The sequence below is a fragment of the Variovorax atrisoli genome (assembly GCF_014195185.1).
GTDB classification, from domain to species: domain Bacteria; phylum Pseudomonadota; class Gammaproteobacteria; order Burkholderiales; family Burkholderiaceae_C; genus Variovorax; species Variovorax atrisoli.
This window is the reverse complement of the sequence record NZ_JACIBG010000003.1, coordinates 73852-86553: the sequence shown is the minus strand read 5'-3', so window position 1 is coordinate 86553 and position 12702 is coordinate 73852. Positions and strand designations below refer to the sequence as shown.

At 68.2% G+C, this 12702-nt stretch carries 9 protein-coding genes; all 9 read right to left on the bottom strand.

The annotated features are described in order from the left end of the window. Positions 1 to 31: 31 nt before the first annotated feature. The 9 genes from cobA to FHY06_RS11480 all read right to left on the bottom strand — a co-directional run bounded on the left by cobA (position 32) and on the right by FHY06_RS11480 (position 12648). Positions 32 to 841 (bottom strand): uroporphyrinogen-III C-methyltransferase, encoded by an 810-nt coding sequence (gene cobA / locus FHY06_RS11520; RefSeq protein WP_184605138.1) that lies wholly within the window; start codon positions 839 to 841, stop codon positions 32 to 34. Continuing rightward, on the bottom strand, positions 838 to 1749 hold the full coding sequence (gene ybiB, locus FHY06_RS11515; RefSeq protein WP_184605136.1) for a DNA-binding protein YbiB: 912 nt from the start codon (positions 1747 to 1749) through the stop codon (positions 838 to 840). The genes cobA and ybiB overlap by 4 nt, the downstream gene beginning before the upstream one ends. Before the next feature lie 333 nt (positions 1750 to 2082). Further along, positions 2083 to 4878 carry a nitrate reductase gene (locus FHY06_RS11510; RefSeq protein WP_184605133.1) on the bottom strand — a complete coding sequence of 932 codons (2796 nt, stop codon included), beginning with the start codon at positions 4876 to 4878 and terminating at the stop codon, positions 2083 to 2085. A 3-nt stretch (positions 4879 to 4881) separates the two neighbouring features. Further along, entirely contained in the window at positions 4882 to 5280 is a 399-nt protein-coding gene (nirD, locus tag FHY06_RS11505) for a nitrite reductase small subunit NirD (protein WP_019653407.1), read from the bottom strand. Between the two features lie 29 nt (positions 5281 to 5309). Further along, positions 5310 to 7751: a nitrite reductase large subunit NirB gene (gene nirB, locus FHY06_RS11500; protein ID WP_184605131.1), complete on the bottom strand. Its 2442-nt coding sequence runs from the start codon at positions 7749 to 7751 to the stop codon at positions 5310 to 5312. Positions 7752 to 7875: 124 nt separating this feature from the next. Then, positions 7876 to 8682, bottom strand: coding sequence for an ABC transporter ATP-binding protein (locus FHY06_RS11495; RefSeq protein ID WP_184605128.1), 807 nt, complete (start codon positions 8680 to 8682; stop codon positions 7876 to 7878). 158 nt (positions 8683 to 8840) lie between these two features. Beyond that, complete coding sequence (gene ntrB / locus FHY06_RS11490) at positions 8841 to 9770, bottom strand: nitrate ABC transporter permease (RefSeq protein ID WP_184605126.1); 930 nt, start codon at positions 9768 to 9770, stop codon at positions 8841 to 8843. Positions 9771 to 9780: 10 nt separating this feature from the next. Then, a complete protein-coding gene (locus tag FHY06_RS11485) occupies positions 9781 to 11025 on the bottom strand; it encodes a CmpA/NrtA family ABC transporter substrate-binding protein (RefSeq protein ID WP_184605124.1) in 1245 nt (414 codons plus the stop codon). Positions 11026 to 11382: 357 nt separating this feature from the next. Beyond that, complete coding sequence (locus tag FHY06_RS11480) at positions 11383 to 12648, bottom strand: nitrate regulatory protein (protein ID WP_184605122.1); 1266 nt, start codon at positions 12646 to 12648, stop codon at positions 11383 to 11385. Between the last annotated feature and the right edge of the window lie 54 nt (positions 12649 to 12702).

Here is a 12702-nt window from a genome sequence, read left to right as displayed (position 1 = left end):
CTGCACCTCGGTCGCCCAGGTCAGGTGCGATTCAGGTGCCGAACTTGGTCTCGCCCACGGCTGCCTCGGCGGCGGCCAGCCCGCGCAGCACGTCGCCCACCACGATCACCGCCGGGCTCGCGATGCCCGCTTCGGCGATGCCGTGTTGCAGCCTGCCCAGCGTGGTCGCGACGTGCTTCTGTTGCGGCAGGCTCGCATGCTGGATGACGGCGACTGGCGTGTCGGCCGGCAGGCCTTGCAGCAGCTCGCGCTCGATGTACGCCGCGCCCGACACGCCCATGTAGATCACCAGCGTGAGCCGGGCGTTGTACGCGGTCGCGGCCAGCGCGCGCCAGTCGGTCGGGTCTTCGGCCGCGCCGGCGCCGGTCTTGGCGTGGCCGGTGACGAACACCACGCCCTGCGCATGGTCGCGGTGCGTGAGCGGCACGCCCAGCGTCGTCACGGCGGCGAGGCCGGCGGTGATGCCGTTGACCACCACGCATTCGATGCCTGCCTCGCGCAGGTGCTCCACTTCCTCGCCGCCGCGGCCGAAGATGAACGGGTCGCCGCCCTTGAGGCGCACCACCGTCTCGCCCTCGCGCACGGCAGTGATCATCAGCCGCTCGATGAAGGCCTGCGGCGTGCTCTTGCAGCCGCCGCGCTTGCCCACGTGCACGATGCGTGCGCCAGGGCGGGCGTAGGCCTGCACGATCTGGTCGTTCACAAGGTCGTCGACCAGCAGCACAGTCGCGGCCTGGATCGCCTTCACGGCCTTGATGGTCAGCAGCTCCGGGTCGCCGGGTCCTGCGCCCACCAGCGTGCAGCGGCCGGCGATGAGGGAGGTGGGGTTGTCGTTGTTCATGCGTGGGATGCCAATGCCAGTTGCGTGATGTGCCTGACCTGCGTCGCGATCGCCTCCGGCACGGGAAGCTCGCCGTCCAGAACGCGGCGCGTGTAGCCGGCGGTGGTGGCGACGTCGATTTCCTTCGGCAGCCCCGGCACCTCGGAGGCGGTGCCGGCCTGCTGAGACTGCAGCTCGGTGCGCACGCCGCGCACGAAGCCGTCGATCTGCGCGGTGCGCCTCGGGTCGGACACCACTTCGCCTTCGAGGCCGCGCGAGAGCAGGGCGGTCATGCCCGTCAGTTCGAAGGTCTCGGCCATGACGCGCGCGTATTCGGGATGGGTGTAGCTGGCGACCACCACGCTCGGGCCGGCGGTGGGCTGCATCAGCTTCACCACGCTGTGGCCGGGGTTGCGCAGGCCGACCACGCGGCGCACGTCGAGCAGGCGCTTGAGCGCGGGGTTCAGCAGCTCGGTGGGAGCGAAGGCGGCCTCGCCATTGGCGACGGCGCGGATGGCCGTTATCGGCGCATGGCCCAGCGCGGCGAGCACGTTCGACGCCAGAACGCGCGATGTTTCGCTCGCGCTTCCGTGCACCAGCACCGGCAGGCCTTCGCGAGCCAGCAGCAGCGCCAGCAGCGGCGTGAGCACCGGCAGCTTGCGCGCACCGTTGTAGCTGGGCAGCACGATCAGCGGGCGGTCGCCGGCAGGGATCATCTGCAGCCGCGCATGGGTGGCATCGAGGAAGCCGGCCATCTCCTCGGGCGTCTCGCCCTTGATGCGCATGGCCAGGCAGAAGCCGCCGATCTCGAGGTCGGTCACGGTGCCGTCCAGCACCTGGCCGAACAGGTCGGTGGCCTGCTCGCGCGTGAGCGGCCTGGCGCCTCGCGCACCGCGGCCGATTTCCTTGATGTATTGGCTGATTCCCATGGGTAGGGGGATTGTCCTGCAACGCTTATGCCGGAATGTGAGTCGGCTTATGCATGGTTTTGGCCCCTTCCGCTGGGGGAAGGTTGGGATGGGGGCAAGCGGCGCTGGCATGGTGGCGCTGTCGTGCCCCCACCCCAACCCTCCCCCAGAGGGGGAGGGAGCTGATTGCGGGCGCATCACGACAGCGCCTCCGCCTTCTCTTGTCCCCTCTCCCGCTTGCGGGAGAGGGTCAGGGTGAGGGCTGCGGCGTTGCAGCATGGCGCGGACGTCATTGCGGCTCTCCCTCACCCCAACCCTCTCCCCGAGGGGAGAGGGAGCAATGCAGACGGCGCATCACGACAGCGCCTCCGCCTCGACCGGCGTCGCCCGCACCATCCGCTTGAGCTCCGGAACGCACGAGCCGCAGTTGGTGCCGCATTTCAGCGCTTCCTGCAGCCTGGCCAGCCGTTCGTCCGGCGTGCCGGCGCAGCGCGACAGTTCGGCCTGGATCGCCCCGTCCGCCACGTTGAAGCAGGTGCACACCGTCTTGCCTCGCGACTGCACAGCCACCGGTGCCTTCGAGCCCGGCGACAGCAGCAGGCGGCCGTAGGTCTGGGCCGGCAGTTCCTCGCGCAGCAGGGTGGCGATCCATGCCTCGGCGCTGGTGTCGCCGCCCAGCAGGAAGGCTTCGAGGCCCGCGCTGCCGTCCGCGCGGCGCACCAGCCTCGCCGAGCGGCGCTGGCCGCGGCGGCGGTCTGCATAGCGCAGGGTGTCGGGCGTCTGCAGGCCGAGCAGGGCTTCGATCCTTTCGATCAGCGCATCGTCGGGCGCGTCGTGCGCGGCGGCACGAAAGAGGATGCCGCTGCGTTCGGCTCCCTGCGTGCTGCCGGAAAACGGCACGCAGGTCGCGAAAGGAAGGAGCCCCATCATCGGCTGCAGCGCGCGATGCGCCGACAGGGCCTCGTCGCCGGGCAGCCAGGCCATGGCCAGCAGCGACCAGGGCAGCTCGGCCTTGAGGATCTTCACCGCCGCGTGCTTCAGCTCCGGCTGCTTCGAGCTCGGGCAGAAAGCCGACGTGGTCAGTGCATTGATGCCCGCCAGCCGCGTGCCGCTCGACGAGCAGCCGCTCAGGTACTCCTCGCCCCAGTGCATGGCGACGAAGGCCTGGCTCAGCCCCACCTCGGCGCTGGCGCGCGCCGGCAGCATGATCGAGCCTCGCTTCGAGGTCAGCTGCACCAGGTCGCCTTCGCCGATCTGTCGGCGCGCCATGTCCTGCGCGTTCATCTGCACCACGGGTTCGGGCATGTGGCCGAACAGTCGGCCCGCCGTGCCGGTGCGGCTCATGCCATGCCACTGGTCGCGCAGGCGGCCGGTGTTCAGCGAGAAGGGGTAGCGTGCCTCCCGCGCCTCGGCCACGGGCTTGTAGACGGTGTCGACGAAGCGGGCGCGGCCATCGGGCGTGGGGAAGACGCCGTCCTCGTAGAGGCGCGCGCGGCCGGTGCTTTCGCCTTCCCTCAGCGGCCATTGCTGCGGGCCGGCGCTCTCCAGCATCGCGTAGCTCAGGCCGGTGATGTCGAGGTCGCGCCCGCGCGTGGACTCGCGGTGCTCGTTCCAGACCGATTCGGCCGTCTCGTAGGGGAACAGCGTGGAGGTGCGGTCCAGCTGCTGCTCGAGCCGGCGCGCGAAGGCGACGGCGATCGACCAGTCGTTGCGCGCCTCGCCCGGCGCCGGCACCGCCGTGCGAACGCGCGAGATGCGGCGCTCGCTGTTGGTGACGGTGCCTTCCTTCTCGCCCCAGGTGGTGGCGGGCAGCAGCAGGTCGGCGAAGGCGCAGGTGGCGGTGGTTGCGAAGGCTTCCTGCACCACCACGAACTCGGCACGCTCCAGGGCGCGGCGCACGGTGGCCTGATCCGGCATCGACTGCGCCGGATTGGTGCATGCGATCCACAGCGCGCGGATCTCGCCGTCGGCCGCCGCCTGGAACATCTCCACCGCCGTCTTGCCCGGCTTCTCAGGCACCGAGGGCACGCCCCAGAGCGCGGCGACCTCGGCGCGGTGGTCGGCGTTGGCCAGGTCGCGGTGAGCGCTCAGCAGGTTGGCGAGGCCACCCACCTCGCGACCGCCCATCGCATTGGGCTGGCCGGTCAGTGAGAAGGGGCTGGCGCCGGCGCGGCCGATCTGACCGGTCGCCAGGTGCAGGTTGATGAGCGCGGCGTTCTTCGCCGTGCCGCTTGACGACTGGTTCAGGCCCTGGCAGTACAGGCTCAGCGTGGCCGGCGAGGTGGCGAAGAGCCGCGCGGCCTCGAGCAGGTCGTCCCTGGCGATGCCGCAGACCTGCGCCACCTTGTCGGGCGTGCATTCGCGCACCGTGGCCTTCAGCGCGTCGAAGCCGCTGGTGTGCGCGGCGATGTACTTCGCGTCGGTCCAGCCCTCCCACAGCATCAGGTGCAGCATGCCGTTGAAGAGCATCACGTCGGTGCCGGGCTGGATCGGCAGGAACAGGTCGGCGATCTCCACCGTGTCGGTGCGGCGCGGGTCGGCCACCACGATCTTCATCGCCGGGTTGGCCGCCTTCGCGTCCTCGATGCGGCGGAACAGGATCGGGTGCGCCCAGGCCGTGTTGCTGCCTACGATGAAGAGGCATTGCGCGTGCTTCAGGTCGTCGTAGCAGGCCGGCGGCGCGTCGGCGCCCAGCGTCTGCTTGTAGCCGGCCACCGCGCTGCTCATGCACAGGCGCGAGTTGGTGTCGATGTTGTTGGTGCCGACCAGGCCCTTGGCGAGCTTGTTGAAGACGTAGTAGTCCTCGGTCAGCAGCTGGCCCGACACGTAGAAGCCGACCGCGTCGGGGCCGTGGTCGCGGATCACCTGTGCGAACTTGCCGGCGGCGTTGTCCAGCGCGGTGTCCCAGGCGACGACCGAGGGCGCCTCGCCGCGCGCGAGTCGCTGCATGGGCTGCAGCAGCCGCGTCTGGCGCGTGACCGTGGCGCTGGCCGTGAGATGCAGCGTTGAGCCCTTGGTGCACAGCCGCCCGAAGTTGGCCGGGTGCTCCGGGTCGCCGCGCACGCCGGTGATCTCGTCGCCGCTCGACTCGATGATCACCCCGCAGCCGACGCCGCAGTACGGGCAGGTGGACCGGGTCTCCCGCGTCATGGGTTATTCCAGCGGAAGAACGGACAACACCGCGAAAGGCTTCGGCCCGGCCGCCGGGCGCTCCAGGTCGATGGCGTGCGCCGCCAGTTCGGCCGCGTCGAGGTGCACCACGCCTTCTTCCACCTTCACCGCGAACCTGGGTGTGCAGCCCTCGTCGGGCGCCTTGGCGCAGCCGTCGTCCAGCCCGATGGCCCAGTTATGCAGCGGGCAGGCCACGCTGGTGCCGAACACGATGCCCTGGCTCAGCGGGCCGCCCTTGTGCGGGCAGCGGTCGAGCAGCGCGAACACCTGGTCCTCGGCGTTGCGGAACACGGCCACGTCCAGCCCGGCCGGCCGCGCCACGCGGCGCGCGCCGAGCACGGGGATGTCGTCGATGCGGCAGATGACTTTCCAGTCGCTCATGGTGGGCTCTTCCTTCTCAATGTTCGGTTTCAGGCGGCCGCAGTCAGCGGCGTGAACTGCCGCACGTCCACCGAGGCCTGCGCCGACTCGAACCACGGATCGGGCTCGCCGTCGAGCGCGAACTGCAGCCGCTCCCACAGCGCCTTGCGGCCCTCGGCGTCTTCGAGGATCTTCTTCTTCACGTAGTCGAGGCCCACGCGGCCGATGTAGTGCACCGTGCGCTCCAGGTACCAGCCTTCCTCGCGATAGAGCTGCAGGAAGGCGCCCGAGTACTCCATCACCTCGGCGGCCGTCTTCACCTTCACCAGAAACTGGGCGACCTCGGTCTTGATGCCGCCGTTGCCGCCCACGTAGAGTTCCCAGCCGGAGTCGACGCCGATCACGCCCACGTCCTTGATGCCGGCCTCGGCGCAGTTGCGCGGGCAGCCCGAGACGGCCAGCTTGACCTTGTGCGGCGAGTACATGGCCCACAGCGCGCGTTCCAGGTCCTTGCCCATCTGCGTGCTGTCCTGGGTGCCGAAGCGGCACCACTCGCTGCCCACGCAGGTCTTCACCGTGCGCAGCGACTTGGCATACGCGAAGCCGCTGGGCATGCCGATGTCCTTCCACACGCCTTCCAGGTCTTCCTTCTTCACGCCCAGCAGGTCGATGCGCTGGCCGCCCGTGACCTTGACGGTCGGGATCTTGTACTTGTCGGCCGCGTCCGCGATGCGGCGCAGCTCGTCGGGCGTGGTGTGGCCGCCCCACATGCGCGGGATGACGGAGTAGGTGCCGTCCTTCTGGATGTTGGCGTGGCTGCGCTCGTTGATGAAGCGGCTCTGCGGATCGTCCTTGGCCTCCTTGGGCCAGGTGCTGATCAGGTAGTAGTTGATGGCCGGGCGGCAGGTGGCGCAGCCGTTGGGCGTGCGCCAGCCGAGGTTGCGGTAGACCTCGTCGTGCGTCAGGTAGTGCTCCTTGCGGATCGCGTCGCGCACGTCCTGGTGGTTCGCGTCGGTGCAGCCGCACACGGCCTTCTTCTTGGGCGTGGCGGAGTAGTCGCCGCCCGCGGTGAACATCAGGATCTGCTCGACCAGCCCGGTGCACGAGCCGCAGCTCGCGCTGGCCTTGGTGTGCTTCTTCACCTCGTCGAGCGTGAACAGGCCCTTCTCCTTGATGGCCTTGCAGATGGTGCCCTTGTTCACGCCGTTGCAGCCGCAGACCTCGGCGTCGTCGGGCATGCTCGCGGCCTTGTTGTGGCCCTCGTGGCCTGTGTCGCCGATGTTCGATTCGCCGAACATCAGCTTGTCGCGGATGTCGTGCACGCTGCGGCCGTCGCGCAGCAGCTTGAAGTACCAGCTGCCGTCCACCGTGTCGCCGTAGAGGCAGGCGCCCACGAGCTTGTCGTCCTTGATCACCAGCTTCTTGTAGACGCCGCCGAAGGGGTCGCTCATGACGATCTCTTCGGTGCCTTCGCCGCCCATGAACTCGCCGGCCGAGAACAGGTCGATGCCCGTCACCTTCAGCTTGGTGGAGGTGAGCGACCCCAGGTAGCGGCCGATGCCGAACTGCGCCAGGTGGTTGGCCGCCACCTTGGCCTGCTCGAACAGCGGTGCGACCAGGCCATAGGCAATGCCACGGTGCGCGGCGCACTCGCCCACCGAGTAGATGCGCGCGTCGGTCACGGTCTGCATGGTGTCGGTGACGACGATGCCCCGGTTGCAGTGCAGGCGCATCTTCTCGGCCAGCTCCACGTTCGGGCGGATGCCCACGGCCATCACCACCAGGTCGGCCGCCGCCTCGGTGCCGTCCTTGAAGCGGATGGCCTTGACGCGGCCATCCTCACCGCCCACCAGGTCCTGCGTCTGCGCGCCCATCAGGAACTTCAGGCCGCGGTCTTCCAGCGACTTCTGCAGCAGCTTGCCTGCCACGTCGTCCAATTGGCGTTCCATCAGCCAGGGCATGACGTGCACCACCGTCACCTTCATGCCGCGCAGCATCAGGCCGTTGGCGGCTTCCAGGCCCAGCAGGCCACCGCCGATGACCACCGCATTCCTGTGCGTGCGCGCGGCCTCGATCATGTAGTCGGTGTCGGCGATGTCGCGGTAGGCGATCACGCCCTTCAGGTCCTTGCCGGGTACCGGCAGCATGAAGGGGTTGGAGCCGGTGCACATCAGCAGGCGGTCGTAGGCGGCCTCGGTGCCATCCTCGGCGCGTACGATGCGCCGGACGCGGTCGACCTCCACCACCTTCTTGCCGGCGTGCAGGGTGATGTTGTTCTCGGCATACCACTCCCAGCTGTTGAGCACGATCTCGTCGATCGTCTGCTCGCCCGCGAGCACCGGCGACAGCAGGATGCGGTTGTAGTTGGGGTGCGGCTCCGCGCCGAAGACGGTGATGTCGTACAGGTCGGGCGCGATCTTCAGCAGCTCTTCGAGCGTGCGCACGCCGGCCATGCCGTTGCCGACCATCACGAGTTTCATTTTCTTGTCCATGGGAGCCGTCCTTTCCTGGAATCGGGCGTGGGGAGGCGCGCGGCGCATCAGGACTGCGCCACGGGCTTGTCGAACAACGAAACAACCGGCCGCCCGCGCGCTTCGCAGTGCGGCCGCCAAAACCTCAGGCCGCGACCTTCTCCACGTGCGCCTGGCGCGTGTAGAGGAAGTCGATCACCGCCTTGCGCGCATGCACGTAGACCGGGTCTTCCGCCAGCTCCACGCGGTTGCGCGGGCGCGGGATGTCCACCGAAAGCACCTCGCCGATGGTCGCGGCCGGGCCGTTGGTGAGCATCACGATGCGGTCGCTCAGCAGCACGGCCTCGTCCACGTCGTGCGTGACCATCACGACGGTGCTCTGCGTCTTCTGAACGATGGCCAGCAACTCGTCCTGCAGCTTGGCGCGGGTGAGGGCGTCGAGCGCGCCGAAGGGCTCGTCCATCAGCAGCACCTTGGGCTCCATCGACAGCGCGCGTGCAATGCCCACGCGCTGCTTCATGCCGCCGGAGATCTCGCCGGGGCGCTTCTGCGCAGCGTGCGACAGGCCGACCAGCGCCAGCGCCGCGTCGGTGCGCGCCCGAAGCTGGGTCTTGTTCTCCGTTGCCGCGAACACGCGCTCGACCGCGAGGTACACGTTCTCGAAGCAGGTGAGCCAGGGCAGCAGCGAGTGGTTCTGGAACACCACCGCGCGCTCGGGCCCCGGACCCTTGATCTCCTTGTTGGCGCACAGCAGCGAACCCTGCGTGGGCGTTGTGAGCCCCGCGATCAGGTTCAGCAGCGTCGACTTGCCGCAGCCCGAATGGCCGATGAGCGTGATGAACTCGCCCTTGGCCACGTTCAGGTTCACGTCGCGCAGCGCGACGAAGCGGCCCTTCGGCGTCTTGAACGCCTGCTCGACGCCGTGGATCTCGATGTACTTGGAGTCGTTCATGGTGTGTTCTCGCAGAAAAGGATTCGGGGCAGGACGCAGAAGAATCGAAGGACTCGCGAAGGTCGCGAAAGAACAGCCGGGAAAGTCTTTCTCGAATTTCCTTTGGCGAATTTCGCGAATCCTTCGCGCCCTTCGCGTACGGCTGCACGATCCCGATTTCAGTGCTTGACCTCTTCGAAAGTGAAGGCCGTCGCCAGCTTGATGAGCGCGAACTCCAGCACCAGGCCCACGATGCCGATCACGAAGATCGCGATGATGATGTTGGCGACGTTGAGGTTGTTCCACTCGTCCCACACCCAGAAGCCGATGCCGACGCCACCGGTGAGCATCTCCGCCGCCACGATCACCAGCCAGGCGGTGCCCACGGCCAGCCGCACGCCGGTCAGCATGTAGGGCAGCACGGCCGGGAAGAGGATCTTGGTAAGGATCTTCCACTCGCTGAGGTTCAGCACCTTGGCCACGTTCATGTAGTCGGTGGGCACGCGCTGCACGCCCACTGCGGTGTTGATGATCATCGGCCAGATCGAGCAGATGAAGATGGTCCAGATCGCCGCCGGGTTGGCGCCCTTGAACACCAGCAGGCCGATGGGCAGCCAGGCCAGCGGCGAGACTGGGCGCAGCAGGCTGATCAGCGGGTTGAACATGCGCGAGAGGAACTCGAAGCGCCCGATGGCGAAGCCGGCCGGAATGCCGACCAGCGCCGCGAGGCCGAAGCCCAATGCCACGCGCTGCAGCGAGGAGAGCACGTTCCAGCCCACGCCCTGGTCGTTGGGGCCCTTGCTGTAGAACGGGTCGCTGAACACCGTCACCGCCTGCTGCCAGGTGGCCATCGGCGTGGGGAAGCCCGTTGTGCTCTTCATGGCCACCACCTCCCAGATCAGCAGCAGCAGGCCGAAGCCTGCCAGCGGCGGCAGCACGCGCATCCAGAAGGCGCGCAGGTCGATGGGCGTGCGCTGCCTTTGCTCCTTCTCCTGCTTTTCCGTCGCGGGAAGAAGGCTGGGGTGAGGGGCCGCCTGGGCGCGGCTCTCTCCCGCGCGCGGGGCGGGGAGCGATGTATCCAGCGGCGAATGGAAGACTGCGCTGACCATGTCGTTCTCCTTATGCATGGAGCTTGAAGGAGTCGGCGTACTTCTTCGGGTCCTTGCCGTCCCAGACGGAGCCGTCGAAGAGCTTGCTGCTGCGCATCGGGTCCTTGGGCACCGGCGTCTGCGTGGCGGCGGCGGCCTGCTTGTAGATGTCGATGCGGTTGATCTCGGTGGCCACCTTCAGGTAGTCGGGGTGCTCCTTCAGCAGGCCCCAGCGCTTGTGCTGCGTGAGGAACCACATGCCGTCGGAGAGGTAGGGGAAGTTCACGGCGCCGCCGTTGTAGAACTTCATGTGGTTGGGGTCGTCCCAGCTCTTGCCCAGGCCGTTGGTGTAGCGGCCCAGGATGCGCTGGTTGATGGCGTCCACGCTGGTGTTGACGTAGCTCTTGTCGGCGATGGTCTCGGCCATCTTGTTCTTGTTCTGCAGGCCGGTGTCGATCCACTTGCCGGCTTCGAGGATGGCCGCCGTCACCGCGCGCGCCGTGTTGGGGTACTTCTTCGCGAAGTCGGCCGTGGTGCCCAGCACCTTCTCGGGGTGGTCCTTCCAGATGTCCTGCGTGGTGATGGCGGTGATGCCGATGCCGTCCATGATCGCGCGCTGGCCCCAGGGTTCGCCCACGCAGTAGCCGTCCATGTTGCCCACGCGCATGTTGGCGACCATCTGCGGAGGCGGCACGGTGATGTTCTTCACGTCCTTGAACGGATCGATGCCGGCCGATGCGAGCCAGTAGTAGAGCCACATGGCGTGCGTGCCGGTGGGGAAGGTCTGCGCGAAGGTGTATTCGCGCTTCTCGCTGGCGATGAGCTTGGCGAGCGATGCGGCGTCGACCGCGCCCTTGTCGGCCAGCTTCTTCGACAGCGTGATGGCCTGGCCGTTGTTGTTGAGCGTCATGAGCACGGCCATGTCCTTCTTCGGGCCGCTCAGGCCCAGGTGCATGCCGTAGATCAGGCCATAGAGCACGTGGGCGAAGTCGAGCTCGCCGTTGGCCAGCTTGTCGCGCACGCTGGCCCAGCTGGCTTCCTTGCTGGGCACGATCTTCACGCCGTACTTCTTGTCGATCCCCAGCACCGAGGCCATCACCACGCTGGCGCAGTCGGTGAGCGGGATGAAGCCGATCTTCACTTCTTCCTTCTCGGGCTTGTCGGAGCCCTGGGCCCAGACGGCCGCGCGCAGGGCGGGGTCGATGCCGACGGCACCGACGGCGGCGGCTTGCAGGACGCGGCGTCGGCTGAGGCGGGTTTTGAGCAGGTCGGTCATGGCGCGGGGCTCCGGTTGAGGACGAACAACAAAGAAAACGACAAAAACGAAAAGGCGTCCGCACCGCGCAGGGGCTGCTCGAAAACGAGCCCTTGCGGGATGGGGACGCCTTTGTCCGGTTCGGTGGGAAGCACCCGCCGTTGGGTGCCGCCTGCCTGAAGGTCCATCGAGGACCTGTGCGCTCAGTGCTTGCAAGCGGTGTGCCAGCTTCGAGATTCGCCGGCCGCTATCAAGAAGGTAGCTGTATGTCGAATGAATCCGCGGCCGAACGCGGGTGAGGGGCGATTCGGGGTGACGATGGGCGATGGCACGATTGTTGTGCGGTGCACCAACTTGAACGCCCCGTGGGCGCCTGCTTCAGCGCGACGGTGCGCGGTCGAGCATCGGCAGGTAGTCGGCCATCGCGAGCATCGACTCGGCCACGTCCACCAGCCTGCGCTTCTGGTTCATGGCGGTCTGGCGCAGCATCTTGTGCGCCTCTTCCTCGCTGAGGCGGCGGTGCGCCATCAGCAGGCCCTTGGCGCGCTCGACGAGCTTGCGCTCGTTGAGCGAGGCGCGCACGGTCTCGAGTTCGTCGCTCATGGCCTGCAGGCGCTGCGACTGCTCGCGGACCATGTCGAGCACCGAGCGCTCCAGATGGCGGCCGAGCTGTGCGGGAGCCGCCGCCTGCGCGTCGGCATCGTCGAAGAAGAGGGCGCCGGCCTGGGGTGCGAGCGTGTCCAGCAGCTGGCGGTATTCGCGCAGCTCGCTGCGTGCCTGCGCTGTCTTGTGCTCGCACAGCGCGCGCAGGTCGCTGGCGAGGCGTTCCTCGACGGTCTTCATGGCGTCGATGCGGCGGGTGCAGCAGTCGAACCAGGCCTCGCTGAGCGCCACGTCGGCCGGCCCGGAAGCCGCACCGCGCCGGCGGATGCGCTCGAGCTCGGCCACTTCCGAGTCGGGCTGGCTCGCGCGCCAGAGGGCGAGCACCGCCTCGCCCGAGAACTCGGTGAATACCTGGAAGCAGCGCTCCTGCGATTCGATCAGGTGCAGCCACTGCAGGCGCTGTGCCTCGTCGCTGCGGCCCAGCGCGAGCGCGGCGGCGCCGAAGGCGCGCTCCTGGCCCGCGAATTCCTTGCCCTGCATGAAGTTGAACATCGCGACCAGCAGGCGCGAGATCTCGGGGTCGGTGGCACCGTCGGCCGCCTCGAACACCACCGAGAGCAGGCCCGCGATCAGCTTGGCGAAGGCGGCGGTGGACTGGGCCGGCTTGAGCGCCAGCGCGTCGACGCGGCGGCGCAGGGCGGGCAGGGCATCCAGGCCCGGCAGCACCCAGGCGATGCGGCTGAACAGGCGCGCGTTGTTGCTCGCGTCGGCGCCGCGGTGGTAGTTGTCGGCTTCGAGCTGGTCGAAACCCGCACGCACCTCCTGCTCCAGCGCGAGGCACTCGGCGATCTGCGGGCCGCGCTGCTCGCCGAAGCGGCTGCCACGCGAGGTGAGGAACATGTTCGACATGCCGCGCTCGCGCTGCAGCGCATGGACCAGGCGGCCGATCACGCCCACCAGCTCGCTGGTTCGGGCGAGCCGATCCAGCTCGTCGATTTCGCAACGGCGGGCGGCGATGAGGAAGCTCAATCCGGATTTCATGGTGGGGCGCGGTCTCTGCGCAGTGTCGCTGCAACATCCGTGCCTCGCGGGTCG